This is a genomic window from Collinsella sp. CLA-JM-H32 (assembly GCF_040098165.1).
GTDB lineage: Bacteria > Actinomycetota > Coriobacteriia > Coriobacteriales > Coriobacteriaceae > Collinsella.
The window spans coordinates 171,499-185,910 of the sequence record NZ_JBBNMZ010000003.1; the positions used below are offsets into that span (position 1 = coordinate 171,499).

A 14,412-nucleotide genomic window follows, 5' to 3' on the forward strand; every position below is an offset into this window, starting at 1 on the left:
CCACCACAAAGGGGACAGGCGCCTTTGTGGTGGTTTTGCTCGCGTGGATGACTCGGGTTACAATACGCCTGACATATCGTCCCCTTCTCCGGATGGGGACAGCGCAAGCGTTCTTGTGACGGCACCGTAGGACTTTGAAGGTGGCCGTCGTGAGGGCGTTTTTTTGTTTAGGCGCCCTCACTCGGGCACGCATAATGAAGGGAGAGCGTATGAAGAGCTTTATCGCCGAGGATTCATTCTGGGAGCTGTTTCCGCAGGCAGCGGTCGGTGTTGTGGTCGTGGAGGGCATGAAGCCCACGGCTCAGATTCCTCAAGAGGACGTGGATGCGATTGCGGCGTTGCTCGACCGCGCCAATATCGATGCGGAGCGTCATCTGACCAGCGACACTATCAGCGAGAACGCACTGGTCAAGGCATGGCGTGACGCGTACCGGCTGTTCAAGACTAAAAAGGGCGCGCGCTGCTCGATCGAGAACTTGCTCAAGCGCGTGCTTAAGGGCAAGCCAGTGGGCCACATTACGCCCGCGGTGGACATCTACAACACGGTGTCGTTGACCTACGCGCTGCCCGTCGGAGGCGAGGACCTACATGCTATCGAGGGCGATTTGCGTCTGGCGGTCACTGATGGCGGGGATGCGTTCCTGCCGCTTGGCGAGGAAGTGGATGACCCGACGTTGCCCGGCGAGCTTGCCTACATCGATGATGCAGGCGCCGTATGCCGATGCTGGAACTGGCGCGACGGCGTTCGCACGGCGCTGTCCGACGATTCAGCCGATGCGTTCCTGGCGATTGAGTGCGTGGAGCCCGAGCGGATGGGGGATTGCCAGGCTGCCGTTGATCGTCTCGCCGAGTTGCTCGAGCGTTATCTGGGCGCTACGGTTGTCGTTAAGACGCTCGTGACCCGCGACAACCCGCGCGTGGAACTGTAGCTCGGCCCAAACCACCACAAAGGTGCCTGTCCCCTTTGTGGTGGTTTTTATGTTGATGGGTTAACAAATGGGGTATTTGGGTACGGGTGTCGCCTTATGCGACTAAGATGTTTACCCGTAAGCATTATGCAAGCGAAAGGCGGTCGTCTCCCATGCAGCAGAACGACGAGACACGTTTCGAGGACTTTGTCGGACTGATCAGCGGGCTCTACAAGGAGATTCAGCGCATTAAGACATCCGAGGGCGCAAGGCTGGGCCTCAAGGGCTCCGACGTTATGTGCCTTTACTATCTTGAGCGCAGCAAGGACGGCCTGACTGGCGCCGACCTGGCTCGCATGGCAGGCGTGACCCGCGCCGCCGTCTCGCGTACGCTCGCGCATCTGGAGGAGGGCGGCTACGTCGAGGTCGACGATTCGGGCGATGCCGCCGTTAAGTATCGTGCTCCGGTGCGCCTGACCGCTCTGGGCGGCGAGAGCATGAGCGAAGCGGACCGCATCATTCGCGAGGTGCTCGATACCACCGGTAAGGCTATGGGTGTGGAGCAGCGCGAGCAGATGTATGCGTCGCTGCGCACGATTCTCAACACCCTGCGCGAGCTGTAGGGCCGCCAAGGCTTTTGCTTCCAATTAACAACTGCATAGTCCTGTTTGAGCGTGTATACCGTGCCGGGGCCTTGCTGTCAAAATTCCCTGCGCGTGGTCCGCGCAAGAAAGGATTCGCTATGTCCGTCCGTATCATTACCGACTCCGCGAGCGATATGTCGCCTGCGGAGCATCCGGCACTATCCGTCCTGCCGCTATCCGTCACCTTTGGCACCGATGTGTACATGGATGGCGTCGACATCGATCACCAGCGCTTTTACGAGATGCTGGTCGAGCGCGACGAGCTGCCCAAGACCGGTCAGGTCAACCCGTACGCCTTTTCGCAGGCGATTGCCGAAGCACGTGAGGCCGGCGACGAAGCCGTGATTATTACCGTGGGCGCTAAGCTTTCGGGCACCAACCAAAGTGCCCGCACCGCACTTGCCGAGGCGCCGGGCGGCGACGTGTACGTGGTGGATAGCAATAACGTCACCCTGGGTGAGCGCGTCCTGGTCGAGTATGCGCTGCGCTTGGTGGACGAGGGCCGTAGTGCAGCTCAGATCGCGGCGGCCGTCGAGGCCGTCCGTGACCGCGTGGTCGTCATCGGCCTGCTCGAGACGCTAGAGTACCTGGTGCGCGGCGGTCGTCTGTCTGCTGCGGCCGGCGCCGTGGGTACGCTGCTCAACGTAAAGCCCGTGGTGGCTGTCGAGGACGGTCTGATCGTGCAGCTGGGTAAGGCGCGCGGTTCCAAGAACGGCCGCAATCTGCTGAACCAAAAGGTCGAAAAGTCAGGCGGCATCGACTTTTCCATGCCGCTGGCGCTCGGCTATACGGGCCTTTCGGATGCGGTGCTCAAGAAGTATATCGAGGACAGCGCGGCACTTTGGGCTGGCCACACCGAGGGCGAGTTGCCCGTTCACACCATCGGCGCCACCATCGGTACCCACGTAGGCCCTGGCGCCGTAGCCGTAGCCTTCTTCCAGCCCGCCAACTAACCGACCTGTCATAAACCACCACAAAGGTGCCTGTCTCCTTTGCGGTGGTTTATGCTTTTCAGGGTGGAAGGGAGCGAGCAATGGCGTCTGAGGGCTTTTTTGAACGGGTGTACGAGGTGGTCGAGCAGATCCCCGAGGGGATGGTCGCCACGTATGGTCAGGTGGCGCTGCTTGCCGGTCGACCACGAAGTGCGCGGTATGTGGGGTATGCCCTGCATAGCAATCCGCGCCCCGGCGAGATTCCCTGTCACCGCGTGGTGTTTGCCGACGGGCGCATATGCGAGGGTTTTGCTTTTGGCGGTCCCGATGCTCAACGTGAGCTTTTGCTAGGGGAGGGTGTGGCGTTTAAGGACGACATGCACGTCGACCTGGCCGTCTGTCGTTGGCCTGCCGGACTCTAACAGCTCTGCCGTGGTCAAAACCACCACAAAGGTGCCTGTCCCCTTTGCGGTGGTTTTCCGTTGCAGGTTTACCTGGGCTAACTTATGGAGAAGGTGTGGCGGAGCATATTGACGCTAGAAAGTAAACCACGGTGAACTATATTGTATTCAGCAACGGAGCAGGCAATAGGCGATGAAAAAGCCTGCCCTGTTGAGTTTGATTCGCATTCCTCCCCTCTGTGCGATTCAACGGTGTACTTCGGGAACAGGCCCGCTGGCAACTAACTGCCGGCGGGCCTGTTCCTGTTTGTCGGGGGAGTGCGATGGGCGGAGCCGAACAGGTCGGGCATCAAAAAAGGCGGACGCCGTAGCGCCCGCCCTAAAGCAATCGAAAGCTCAAGCCAGCAGATCGGTCTAGTACACCATGCCCATGGCGTCCTGAACCTCTGCCAGGGTCTGATCGGCGATCTCGTTGGCGCGACGGTTGCCCTCGTGCAGGACGTCCTTCACATAGTCCAGATCGTTCTCGTAGCGCTGGCGACGCTCGCGGATCGGTGCGAAGTACTCGTTGACGGCCTCGGTCACGTACTTCTTGAGCTGGCCGGAGCCGCCCATGCCGATCTCCTCGGCAATCTCGACCTCGGAGCGACCGGTGCAGATGGCGGCTGTCGAAAGCAGGCCAGACACGCCGGGGCGGTTCTCGGGATCGAACGTGATCATGCGCTCGGAGTCGGTCTGGCTCTTCTTGATGCGTTTGGCCGTCTCCTCGGCGGTCATCGAGATATTGATGGCGTTGCCGTAGCTCTTGCTCATCTTGCGGCCGTCCAGGCCGGGCAGCAGCGGGGTCTCGGACAGCAGCGCCTCGACCTCGGGGAACACCTTGCCGTAGCGGTTGTTAAAGCGGCGGGCGATGGTGCGGGTGAGCTCGATGTGCGGCAGCTGGTCGCGACCGACCGGCACCACGTTGCCCTTGCAGAACAGGATGTCGCAGGCCTGGTGCACCGGGTAGGTGAGCAGGAGGCCGGTAAGCTCGTGGCCCGAGGCCTCCATCTCGGCCTTGACCGTGGGGTTGCGCGCCAGCTCGGCCTCGGACACCAGCGACAGGAACGGCAGCATGAGCTGGTTGGCGGCGGGCACGGCGGAGTGCGCGTAGATCATGGTCTTGTCGGGGTCGATGCCGCAGGCAAGGTAGTCCATGACCATGTTGTACACGTTGTCCTGGATGTGCTCGGTGGTGTCGCGGTCAGTGATGACCTGGTAGTCGGCGATGAGCACGTTGGTCTTGGCGCCCATGTCCTGCAGCTCAACACGGCCCTTGAGGGTACCGAAGTAGTGGCCCAGGTGCAGACGGCCGGTGGGGCGGTCGCCGGTGAGCATGGTGAACTTCTCGGGCGTCTTGGCCAGGCCCTCGCGAATGGCGTTGCTCTTTTGCAGCGCGACTTCGTAGCTGTTCTCGTTTGGCATGATTGCTCCTTACGTATGTTCATGGGTCAAGATGATAGCGCGTTTATTGGAGGGGCGGTGCGTAAGTAGGCGAGGGGCGGGAGAGGGACGCGCGTGCTGCGGCATGTGCGATGGGTGCGGCGCGGCCGCGCTTGGCTAACGGTGCCTTGGCGCATCCTCGGCAGCTTGCCCTAGAGCTTGTGGTGGCGCTCTTCTTTGCGCTCCTCGGCTGCCTGCTCCTCCTGCTTAAAAGCGGGGTCGTCGGGGGTGACCAGTTCGTCCTCGTGCGTGCGCTTGTTGTAATGGTGGCGTAGTACGGGTTCAAACAGGTGCAGGTGCTTGGCGAAGGCCGCCGAGCCAATGGCGAGCACGGTAAAGATGAGCACACGCATGGGCACTTCGACCTGGTTAATCGCGGCGGCGCCGGCCGAAAGCATGATGCACCAGGCATAGATGAGCAGCACGGCCTGTTTTTGGTTGTAGCCTTCTTGGATCAGGCGGTGGTGGATGTGGCCCTTGTCGGCCTGCCCGATACTAATGTGGGCGCGCTTGCGGCGCACGATGGCGCTGAACGTGTCGATGATGGGCACGCCGGCAACGATGAGCGGAATGATAAGCGAGGTGAGTGCGGCGGTGCGGCTCACGTTGAGCAGCGAGATGGAGCCCAGCGCAAAGCCCAGAAGCAGCGACCCCGAGTCGCCCAAGAAGATGCTTGCGGGGTTGAAGTTGTAGCGCAAAAAGGCCAGACAGGCGCCAAAGAGCGCAATGGAGAGCGCGGCGGCGTCGATGCGGCCCGAGAGAACGGCCATCGAAAACATGGTGAACGACGCGATGCCGCAGATGCCCGTGGCCAAGCCGTCGAGGCCGTCGATGAGGTTAATGATGTTAGTGAATGCCACCAGATAGATCACGGTAATGGGGTAGGCGAGCCATCCGAGCATGATCTCGCCGGGAGCAAACGGGTTGACGATGACGCCGATTTTTAGGCCGCCCATGCAGGCGATAAGCGCGGCGAGGACTTGTCCGGCCAGCTTTTGCTTGGGCGTGAGCTGGAAGACGTCGTCGATAGCGCCGGTCGCAAAGATGACGGTAAAGGAGAGCGCCAGCATGGGATAGCTAATGTGAAGGCGCGGGTGCGGTACCAGGGCGGGTGGCCAGCCTAGGTACCAGGTGCCTAGGATTTGCACAATGCAGGCAACGACCAGGCCCAAAAACACCGCCGTTCCGCCCAAACGCGGGATGGGCTTGGTGTTGATGCGGCGCTTAGAAGGATAGTCGACGGCATCGAGCTTAATTGCCAAGCGCTTGACCAGGGGCACCGCGAGGAAGGTCGTGATAAAAGCCGCCGCTGCCACGCATAGGTACGGTATGTAGCTCGGGGATGAAGCCATGAATCTAAAAACCGCCAAGCGTCGAAGGAAAAGGTCAGAAGAACGCCATGCGCAAAGGGCATAGCCGAACCATAATACTCGACCAAGGGGGGTGCATGTAATTGCACGCAGCGATAATCACGCGCTTACCAGATATTGGGATGTTGTCGATGGCTTGTCGGGATGCCGGCGGGGATCCATATGGACTGTATGGTGATTTTCGGCAAAAGAAAACCACCCCCCACGTTACGAAAATGAACCCACCTAAAACAGGTGGGTGCCCTCATCGACTGTTCCAGCGTCCTTAACAACGAAGGATACCTGTACTAGGTACGACTGTGTGGGCTCCCTAAATAAACGCGACGGTTCACCCAGTTGCTCCGCGGGGGGCGGAATACCTACATCATAAAGCGGCACTTTATCGATTCCAGTCTTGACATTACAAAAATCGTGTCGGACGATTACGGCGCCTTAGGGACGGAGCCGTCTACGCGGTCTGGCCCTTTACGTTTGAGCTGCTGAATCGTTGTTTTGGAGCATGTTTTTATGCCGACGTCGTTGACCGAACTTTTTTCGCCCGCCTGCCATTTGTGTCCGCGCCGTTGCGGTGCGGCGCGCGATGAGGGCGCGCGCGGCGTATGCGGTGCTAACGACACGCTCAGGGTGGCCCGCGCGGCGCTTCATATGTGGGAGGAGCCGCCTATCTCGGGCGAGGCCGGTTCGGGCACGATCTTCTTTAGCGGTTGCTCGCTTAAATGTATCTACTGCCAGAACCACGAGATCTCGACCGGCAATTTTGGCCTTGAGATTTCGCCTGAGCGCCTGGTCGAGATTATGCTGGAACTGCAGGACCAGGGTGCCAACAACATCAATTTGGTGACGGCGACGCACTATGCGCACCTGTTGCCTGCCGCGATTGCCGCGGCACGGATGCGCGGGCTGGTCATCCCGATCGTCTACAACACGAGTGGTTACGAGCGTGCGAGTGCCGTGGCGGCGCTGGGCGACCTGGTCGATGTGTGGCTCACCGACTTTAAATATGCCGATGCCGGGCTTGCGCAGTCGCTTTCTCATATTAAGGACTACCCGCGCGTGGCCGTGTCGGGTCTGGCCCAGATGGCGCGCGAGATCGAGCGCCGCGGGGGAGAGTTGGTGGATGAGGGCGGGCTCATGAAGCGCGGCATCATCGTGCGCCACCTGGTGCTTCCGGGGCATGCGGACGATTCGTGTCGCGTACTGGACCTAGTGTGGCAGACGGTGGGCGACGTGCCGATCTCGGTCATGAACCAATACACGCCCAATGTGCTCATGCGAGAGCAGGGCGGCGATCTGGCGCGCGCCGTGACGCGCGAGGAGTACGAGCGGGTGCTCGACCATGCCGACGACCTGGGCTTTACGACGATGTTCTGGCAAGAGGGCGGCGCGGTAGACGAGAGCTTCACCCCGGCCTTCGACACCACCGGTGTTCTCACCAGTGCAAAGTAGTGCGTTCGTCGATGAATTTTCTGGGACGGGGATAAAAAATCATCGAGAGCATCGCCTGTTCGAAAAGTTGCCAAAATAGCCGCGCCCCAAAAAGACTGGTTATTGGGCGTTGACAGTTGGCGAGCCGTAGGTAAAATATCGACTTGTCCTGGGGACGTAGCTCAGTTGGGAGAGCGCTGCCGTCGCATGGCAGAGGCCGAGGGTTCGACTCCCTTCGTCTCCACCCTTGGATTTGATAAGCCGCTGACATTGTGTCGGCGGCTTTTTTAAAAGAAAGGGCTACACCATGGCCGAGCTTGAGTCCCAACCACTGTCTGCCGAGGAGCGCGCCGAGTTGGAGGAGCTCCGCGCCGAGAAGGCTCGTCGCGAGGCCCAGGAAGAGGCCCGTCGCGAGCGCGAGGAGCTGGCTGCCCTGCGTGCCGAGCGTACGAAGGCCGAGGAGGCCGCCGCGAACGCCGTATCCGCATCGGTGCCCGCGCCCGCACCCAAGCCCGCTGCTGCGAAGCCTGCACCTGCCGCGCCCAAACCTCAGCCTAAAAAGGCCGCTCGTCCCAAGTCCGTCGAGCCCAAGCCGAGCCGTGACGAGATGACCTTTGCCCAGCGCATGGTTACCTCCAAGGAACCTATGGGCGAGAACGAGATCCCCGGCATGGCGCCGGCTCAAAAAATCATCATTGTCCTTGCCCTCATCGCGTTTGTCATCTTTATGGGCTACACGATCCTGACCAGCATGGGCCTGCTCTAACCGATTTGCATCGGGCGTCATGTCCGCATGCTCTGCTCTCGTCCAACCCTCAAATTCTGCACCACACATCCGAAAGGTCGCCCCATGGCTTTGACCGACATCTCTCATCCCACCGACATCGCAATGCTCACCGATCTGTACGAGCTCACTATGGCCCAGGGCCTGTGGGAGAGCGGCAAGGCCAATGAGCAGGGTTGTTTTACCGCGTTTTACCGCGACCATCCCTTTGGCAGCGCCTATGCCGTCATGTGCGGCACCGCCGAGCTGCCCGAGCTGGTCGAGAATCTGCGCTTTACGCCCGAGGACATCGACTACCTCGCCTCGCTCCAGGCCCCTGCCGGCGGTGCGATGTTCAAGTCTGGATTCCTCGACTACCTGCGCGATTTTCGTGCGCATGTAAACATCGACGCCGTGCCCGAGGGCGAGCTCGTCTTTCCGCGCGAGCCCATGGTGCGCGTCACCGGCCCCGCGCTGGAGTGCCAGCTGCTCGAGACGGCGCTGCTCAACATCGTCGGGTTCCAGACGCTTGTCGCCACCAAGACGGCGCGCGTGGTGCTCGCCGCCGACGGTCGCCCTGTGGCGGAGTTTGGCCTGCGTCGCGCCCAGGGTCCCGATGGCGGCCTAGCCGTCGCGCGCGCGAGCTACGTTGCCGGCTGCTCCTCTACGTCCAATGTACTCGCCGGCCGCCGTTACGGTATTCCCGTCTTTGGCACGCATGCGCACAGCTGGGTGATGAGCTTCGATTCCGAGCTCGAGGCCTTCCGCGCCTTTGCCAAGTCGAGCCCCAAGAATTGTACGCTGCTCATCGACACCTATGACGTGCGCGAGGGCTGTGAACATGCCATTACGGTTGCCAAGGAGATGGAAGCGGTGGGCGAGCGCCTGTCGGCCATTCGCATCGACTCCGGCGACCTCGCCAAGCTCTCCAAGTATGTGCGCGGCCGTTTTGATGCCGAGGGCCTGCCCTATGTGGGGATCTCGGTTTCTAACGATCTGGATGAGTACACGATTCAGTCGCTGCTCGACCAGGGCGCGCCCATCGACAGTTTTGGCGTGGGTACCAAGCTCGCGACCTGCTATGACCAGCCGGCGCTGGGTGGCGTGTACAAGCTTTCCGCCCGCCGTGCGAGCGAGACAGATCCATGGACGCCGGTGGTCAAGCTCTCCGAGCAGCCCTATAAGCGCACGATCCCGGGTGTGCAACGCGTGCGCCGTTATTACGACGGCTTTGGCGGCCCAGTCTGCGACATGATCTACGACGAGGACCATCTGGCGGGGGAGGGCGCCGCGCGCGGCAATACCCTCGTGGCCGTGAATGATGCCGCCCTGGTGACCGACGTGTCCGAACTTGAGTATCGCGAGCTGCTGGTGCCGATCGTGCGCGATGGCAGTGCGGTGGCTCCGCGTGAGAGCATCCAGGACGCGCGCGAGCGCTGTGCTTGGGCGCTCGATCATCTGGACGCAGCTTTCAAGCGCTTCCTGTACCCGCAGACCTATGTGGTGGGCATGGAGCAGGGCCTGGCTCAGGTGCGCGACGAGCTCGTGCGCAAGAACATGGCCGCGGCTTCGGCCTTCCCCTGGGCAAAATGATCAGCATGCGACGGAAGATAACGGATCATTTTCTCGCTTGCCCGTTCGCCCGTTCGCTGAACAGTTGATTGGTTTGACGTATGACGACTTCTTATAAAACGATGGTGGTAAAGATTGGTTCGTCCACGGTGGTGGGCGCCGATGGCAAGGTCAACCGCGCCTTTATCGGCGGACTTGCCGATCAGGCCGCAGCGCTGCGCAAGCTCGGCTGGCGTCTGGTCGTGGTGAGCTCGGGCGCTATTGCCTGTGGCTATCCCGTGTTGGGCTTCGACCGCAAGCCGGTCGGTGACCTGCCGAGCCTGCAGGCCTGCGCCTCGGCTGGTCAGTGCATCATCTCGTCGGCCTACGACGAGGAGTTCCATGCGCGCGAACTGCTCACTTCGCTCGTGCTGCTCACGCGCCACGATACGGCCCGTCGCACGTCCTACCTGCACGCGCGCGACGCCCTGCTTCGTCTGGTGGAGCTGGGCGTGGTGCCGGTTGTCAACGAGAACGACACCGTTACCGTCGACGAGATCAAGTTTGGCGACAACGACACGCTGGCGGCGCTCGTGAGCTGCCTGGTTTCTGCCGATCTGTGCGTGACGCTTTCGGACATCGACGGCCTCTACACCGCCAATCCGCATGAGGATCCGACGGCCGAGTTTGTCCCGGTCGTGCATAAGATCGATGCCAAGATCATCGCCTCGGCGGGTGATTCTTCCACATCGGTGGGCACGGGCGGCATGATCACCAAGATTCGCGCGAGCCGCATTCTCATGACGGCGGGCATTCAGAGCGTGATTTGCTCGGGCGAGGAGCCCGATGCGCTCGTGCGCCTCGCCCGCGGCGAGAGCGTGGGCACGCTGTTCGATCCGCCGGCGGAGCGCCTGGACATCGCACCCCGCAAGCTGTGGATCGCGCTGGGTGACAAGGCACATGGCTCGGTAACGGTTGACGACGGTGCCGCGAAGGCGCTGGTCAGCCGTGGTTCTTCCTTGCTTGCGGTGGGTATTCGCGAGGTTGATGGCCAGTTTGCCGAGGGCGATGTGCTCGATGTATGCGATCCGAGCGGCATGGTTGTCGCCCGCGGTATCGCCGAGGCCGATTCGGACGTGCTGGAACTTGCTGCCGGTCGCCGCCAAGATCAGATTGCCAGCAACCGCCTGCTCGCTAACCTGGCCGAGAAGCCGGCGATACACAGGGATAACCTAATCGTCTTCGCTTAACCAATTGACGCTGCAAACGCCCCTAAGCGGCAATCTGACGTTCAATCGTCGGGCATGACCAAAAGGTCAATGCCCTCCTCTTTCACGTCACCTTGCTCGCTTAGGGGCGTTTTCGCTTTCCGTCCTCTTCCTGCAATGTTGCTGTTCTCGGCACTTGGGGACGTTCCTTATGTGCCGGCAGGTGGGGACACTCCTTTGCTAGAAGATCCGGCGCAGGTCTCCGCGGTTGAGGGCTTCGTCGAAGAGGTGCTTGAACACCACGCTGCCGTGCAGACCGTCGTGCTCGAACTCGTTGGTCACCCAGGCATGCGAGTTGCCCACGCGGCTGAGCGTATCGAGCTGCAGGCCCGAATCGACGTACATGTCGTCGAAATACACCGCGGCCTGGAGTGGCACCTCGTTGCAGGCTAGGCGCTGCGGGTCGTAGATCTTGTCCCAGCTGGTGTCTTCCATCAGCAGGTCCATGGCGGGCTTAAACGGCATAAGCTCGGGCATCTGCTCAAACATCCACGGGAACATGGCCTCGCCGGTAAACATGAGCGGGCGCGCGAGTGTGTCGAACTCGGCACGATGGGCCTTCTCCTCTGCTGCGGCCCAGCGAATGAGCATGGTGTCGCCGTCGGCGTAGATAAACTCCTGCAGCGTCCAGTACAGCGGGTTTGTACGCGTGTTGGTGCGCTCGAAGGCGCGCATCAAAAAGCTGTCGGATACCGAGGAGCCGCAGCTAGGCGTACCGTCGCCAGTAACAAACGCGTGATCGATAATCCAATGCATGCGCTCAAAGCTCGGCTTCATGCCAAAGTCGCTGCCCATGAGCTGTAGGCGCTCGACCGTCATCGGTGAGCCGTCGGGCAGCACGGGCTTCTGGGCCTCGAGCGCATCGGCCAGTGCCGCCACGCGCTCGACGTCGGCGGGGTAGCGGTCGTAATACTGCTGAGTCTTGGCCGCCATGCGCGGGAAGGTGTGCGCGTAGACCTCGCTTGCGCTCGCTGGCACGTGTGGAATGCCGCCGCAGGTAAAGCTCGCCGCCACGCCTTCGGGGAAGAGCGACAGATAGCTCAACGTCAAAAAGCCGCCGTAGCTCTGCCCGAGTGTGACCCAGGGCTTGCCGCCAAAGCCCACCAGGCGCAGGTACTCAAAATCGCGCACGATGGAGCTGGCGAGGTGGCGCTTGAGGAAGTCAGCCTGCGAGCGTGCGGCATCGGAGCCGGCCGCCGTCGCGCGCTCGCCCAGTGCGGCAATCGTGCGCCCGTCCACGCAGCAACTGCGTCCGGTGCCGCGCTGGTCGGGAAGGACCACGCGGAAGTGCTTGACGGCCTCCTCGATCCAGCCGTCGCTTGTGGGCGACAGCGGACGCGGGCTCTCGCCGCCGGGGCCGCCCTGCAAAAACAGGAGCAGCGGCAGATCGTCGTTGATGCGGTCGGGCGCGCAAACCACGCGGTAGAAGAGCTTGATGCTCTCGGGCGCGCCGGCGATTGGTGCCGGCATGGCGCCGCGGCGCATGGTGCTGCCGACGGCCAGGAGCATCGGCTCCAGGCCGCGCCAGTCAAGGGGGACGTCGATGCTGTGGTCCTCGACGTAAAGGCCGGGGACGTGGTACGAAGTGATGAGGGCCATGTGAGTCTTCCGTTCGTTGCGGTGTTTCGGGTTGACCAATTCTACCGCCGCGGGCGAGGCCATGCGCAAATCGGCTACCATTGTTGCAAACTTCTAGGAGAAAGGGCCGCCCATGTCGGTCGATATAGCCACGTACGTCCACGATCTTGCCGTTGCCGCCAAGGCAGCGTCGGCCTCGCTTGCCACGGCGAGCGATGAGCAGCGTCAGGAGGCCGTGCGCGCCATGGCCGCGGCGCTGCACGATGGCGTCGATTCCATCGTTGCCGCCAACGAGCTCGATATGTCCGCCGCGCGCGATGCGGGTACCTCGGCCGGACTGCTCGATCGCCTGCTGCTGACGCCCGAGCGCGTCGAGGGCATGGCCGCCGGCCTGGAAAAGCTCGCCGAGCTGCCCGATCCCGTGGGCCGCGTGCTCGACCACCGCGTGCTTGCAAGCGGCGTGGACCTGACCCGCGTGAGTGTGCCGCTGGGCCTGGTCGCTATGGTCTACGAGGCGCGCCCCAACGTGACGGCCGACGCCGCAGGCATCTGCATCCGTACCGGCAACGCCTGCATTCTGCGCGGCGGCTCGCTGGCCTATCACTCGTGTGCCATGATCGCCGAGCTGCTGGCCGATGCGCTCGAGGCCAAGGGCTTCCCGCGCGAGGCCGTGTCGATGATCGAGTCCACCGACCGCGAGGCCACCGGCGAGCTCATGAAGCTCCGCGGTATTGTCGACGTACTCATTCCGCGCGGCGGTGCAGGCCTGATCCAGCGCTGCGTGCGCGAGTCGCTTGTGCCGGTGATCGAGACGGGCACGGGCAACTGCCACATCTACGTGCATGAATCCGCCGACTTTGATAAGGCGCTCAACATTATCGTTAATGCCAAGACCCAGCGCGTAGGCGTGTGCAATGCCGCCGAGTCGCTGCTGGTCGACCGTGCTGTGGCCGATGCGTTTTTGCCCGCGGTCGTGACCGTGCTGCATGACCACGGCGTGCTGATTCACAGCGACGAGGCAACCTGCGCCGCATGCGCCGATGCCGGGCTTGTGGAGGGCGATGACTACGTCGCCGCGACTGAGGAGGACTGGGGTCGCGAGTACCTGGCGCTCGAGATGAGCGTGAAGGTCGTGGCAAACGAGGACGAGGCCATCGCACACATCAACCGCTACGGCACGATGCACTCCGAGGCCATCGTTGCCGAGGACACGGATGCTTGCGAGCGCTTCCTGGATGCGGTCGATGCCTCGGCCGTGTACGCCAACGCCAGCACGCGCTTCACCGACGGCGGCGAGTTTGGCCTGGGCGCCGAGATCGGCATCTCGACCCAAAAGCTCCACGCCCGTGGCCCCTTTGCCGCCGAGGCCCTCACCACCTACAAATACAAGCTCCGCGGCACCGGCCAGGTCCGTCCCTAACGCCCGCGCAAACAAAAACCACCACAAAGGTGCCTGTCCCCTTTGTGGTGGTTTTAGGTGGCGTTGACGGTTAGGCCTGGAAGGTATCTCGGTCGGGGGCGAAGGACTGCATGGCCGCGATGGTGCGGTCAAAGAGCTCGGGGAGCTCCCAGCCCAACATCTCGGCGCCCTGCGAAATCACGTCGCGCGAGCAGCCGGCGGCAAAGCGTTTGTCCTTGAACTTCTTCTTGAGTGACTTAGTCGTAAAGTCCATAACGCTCTTGCTCGGGCGCATGATGACGGCAGCGCCGATCAGGCCGGTGAGCTCATCGCAGGCAAACAGGATCTTTTCCATCTGCAGCTCGGGCTTGGGTAGTGAGGTGTTGAAGTCCGACGTGTGCGTCTGGATGGCGCGAATGAGCTCGGGAGACGCACCTTCGCCCTCAAGAATCTCGGCAGCATAGATGGTGTGGTTAATGGGGTCGTCCTCATGCTCCTCCCAATCCAGGTCGTGCAGCAGACCGACGATGCCCCAAAACTCCTCGTTCTCGGGGTCGAACTCGCGCGCAAAGTAGCGCATAGTGCCCTCGACCGTCTCGCCATGGGTGATATGGAACGGGTCCTTGTTGTGCTCATTGAGCAGTTCGAACGCGCGGTCGCGGGTGATTCCGGCGGTAAGCGGCTCTGCCAT

The 14,412-nt window shown here is 62.0% G+C and carries 13 protein-coding genes and 1 tRNA gene; 10 read left to right on the plus strand and 4 right to left on the minus strand.

Going from position 1 to position 14,412, the window contains the following annotated elements; all coding sequences use genetic code 11:
• Positions 1-209 precede the first annotated feature (209 nt).
• The 4 genes from AAA021_RS02900 to AAA021_RS02915 all read left to right on the plus strand — a co-directional run bounded on the left by AAA021_RS02900 (position 210) and on the right by AAA021_RS02915 (position 2,906).
• Positions 210-929, plus strand: a complete 720-nt coding sequence (locus AAA021_RS02900) for a phenylalanine--tRNA ligase beta subunit-related protein (protein ID WP_349087888.1) — start codon at positions 210-212, stop codon at positions 927-929.
• 152 nt (positions 930-1,081) lie between these two features.
• Complete coding sequence (locus tag AAA021_RS02905; protein WP_035137250.1) at positions 1,082-1,531, plus strand: MarR family transcriptional regulator; 450 nt, start codon at positions 1,082-1,084, stop codon at positions 1,529-1,531.
• A gap of 119 nt (positions 1,532-1,650) precedes the next feature.
• Positions 1,651-2,505, plus strand: a complete 855-nt coding sequence (locus tag AAA021_RS02910) for a DegV family protein (protein ID WP_349087890.1) — start codon at positions 1,651-1,653, stop codon at positions 2,503-2,505.
• 80 nt (positions 2,506-2,585) lie between these two features.
• Positions 2,586-2,906, plus strand: a complete 321-nt coding sequence (locus tag AAA021_RS02915; protein WP_217107928.1) for an MGMT family protein — start codon at positions 2,586-2,588, stop codon at positions 2,904-2,906.
• A gap of 393 nt (positions 2,907-3,299) precedes the next feature.
• On the opposite strand, the gene trpS is transcribed toward AAA021_RS02915, so the two are convergent.
• Complete coding sequence (gene trpS / locus AAA021_RS02920) at positions 3,300-4,349, minus strand: tryptophan--tRNA ligase (RefSeq protein WP_349087891.1); 1,050 nt, start codon at positions 4,347-4,349, stop codon at positions 3,300-3,302.
• A gap of 170 nt (positions 4,350-4,519) precedes the next feature.
• Positions 4,520-5,719, minus strand: coding sequence for an MraY family glycosyltransferase (locus tag AAA021_RS02925; RefSeq protein WP_349087892.1), 1,200 nt, complete (start codon positions 5,717-5,719; stop codon positions 4,520-4,522).
• A 525-nt stretch (positions 5,720-6,244) separates the two neighbouring features.
• Here AAA021_RS02925 and AAA021_RS02930 point away from each other — a divergent pair.
• From AAA021_RS02930 to proB, 5 genes are all read left to right on the plus strand, one after another.
• Entirely contained in the window at positions 6,245-7,183 is a 939-nt protein-coding gene (locus AAA021_RS02930; protein WP_349087893.1) for a radical SAM protein, read from the plus strand.
• Positions 7,184-7,333: 150 nt separating this feature from the next.
• A tRNA-Ala gene (locus tag AAA021_RS02935) sits at positions 7,334-7,406 on the plus strand.
• A 63-nt stretch (positions 7,407-7,469) separates the two neighbouring features.
• Complete coding sequence (locus AAA021_RS02940; RefSeq protein WP_349087894.1) at positions 7,470-7,928, plus strand: hypothetical protein; 459 nt, start codon at positions 7,470-7,472, stop codon at positions 7,926-7,928.
• A gap of 84 nt (positions 7,929-8,012) precedes the next feature.
• Positions 8,013-9,518 (plus strand): nicotinate phosphoribosyltransferase, encoded by a 1,506-nt coding sequence (locus AAA021_RS02945; RefSeq protein ID WP_349087895.1) that lies wholly within the window; start codon positions 8,013-8,015, stop codon positions 9,516-9,518.
• An 80-nt stretch (positions 9,519-9,598) separates the two neighbouring features.
• The gene (gene proB / locus AAA021_RS02950) at positions 9,599-10,726 is read left to right on the plus strand and encodes a glutamate 5-kinase (protein ID WP_349075169.1); all 1,128 of its coding nucleotides are present in this window, start codon (positions 9,599-9,601) and stop codon (positions 10,724-10,726) included.
• Positions 10,727-10,924: 198 nt separating this feature from the next.
• On the opposite strand, the gene AAA021_RS02955 is transcribed toward proB, so the two are convergent.
• Positions 10,925-12,343, minus strand: a complete 1,419-nt coding sequence (locus AAA021_RS02955; protein ID WP_349087897.1) for an alpha/beta fold hydrolase — start codon at positions 12,341-12,343, stop codon at positions 10,925-10,927.
• Positions 12,344-12,455: 112 nt separating this feature from the next.
• On the opposite strand from AAA021_RS02955, the gene AAA021_RS02960 reads away from it, so the two are divergent.
• A complete protein-coding gene (locus tag AAA021_RS02960; protein WP_349087898.1) occupies positions 12,456-13,742 on the plus strand; it encodes a glutamate-5-semialdehyde dehydrogenase in 1,287 nt (428 codons plus the stop codon).
• Between the two features lie 70 nt (positions 13,743-13,812).
• On the opposite strand, the gene AAA021_RS02965 is transcribed toward AAA021_RS02960, so the two are convergent.
• The gene (locus AAA021_RS02965; RefSeq protein ID WP_161145052.1) at positions 13,813-14,412 is read right to left on the minus strand and encodes an HD domain-containing protein; all 600 of its coding nucleotides are present in this window, start codon (positions 14,410-14,412) and stop codon (positions 13,813-13,815) included.

Bases quoted from the DNA above. Each gene is read 5' to 3' on its own strand.
- AAA021_RS02900 (WP_349087888.1), top strand. From the start codon at position 210: ATGAAGAGCTTTATCGCCGAGGATTCATTCTGGGAGCTGTTTCCGCAG.
- AAA021_RS02905 (WP_035137250.1), top strand. From the start codon at position 1,082: ATGCAGCAGAACGACGAGACACGTTTCGAGGACTTTGTCGGACTGATC.
- AAA021_RS02910 (WP_349087890.1), top strand. From the start codon at position 1,651: ATGTCCGTCCGTATCATTACCGACTCCGCGAGCGATATGTCGCCTGCG.
- AAA021_RS02915 (WP_217107928.1), top strand. From the start codon at position 2,586: ATGGCGTCTGAGGGCTTTTTTGAACGGGTGTACGAGGTGGTCGAGCAG.
- trpS (WP_349087891.1), bottom strand. From the start codon at position 4,349: ATGCCAAACGAGAACAGCTACGAAGTCGCGCTGCAAAAGAGCAACGCC.
- AAA021_RS02925 (WP_349087892.1), bottom strand. From the start codon at position 5,719: ATGGCTTCATCCCCGAGCTACATACCGTACCTATGCGTGGCAGCGGCG.
- AAA021_RS02930 (WP_349087893.1), top strand. From the start codon at position 6,245: ATGCCGACGTCGTTGACCGAACTTTTTTCGCCCGCCTGCCATTTGTGT.
- AAA021_RS02940 (WP_349087894.1), top strand. From the start codon at position 7,470: ATGGCCGAGCTTGAGTCCCAACCACTGTCTGCCGAGGAGCGCGCCGAG.
- AAA021_RS02945 (WP_349087895.1), top strand. From the start codon at position 8,013: ATGGCTTTGACCGACATCTCTCATCCCACCGACATCGCAATGCTCACC.
- proB (WP_349075169.1), top strand. From the start codon at position 9,599: ATGACGACTTCTTATAAAACGATGGTGGTAAAGATTGGTTCGTCCACG.
- AAA021_RS02955 (WP_349087897.1), bottom strand. From the start codon at position 12,343: ATGGCCCTCATCACTTCGTACCACGTCCCCGGCCTTTACGTCGAGGAC.
- AAA021_RS02960 (WP_349087898.1), top strand. From the start codon at position 12,456: ATGTCGGTCGATATAGCCACGTACGTCCACGATCTTGCCGTTGCCGCC.
- AAA021_RS02965 (WP_161145052.1), bottom strand. From the start codon at position 14,412: ATGGCAGAGCCGCTTACCGCCGGAATCACCCGCGACCGCGCGTTCGAA.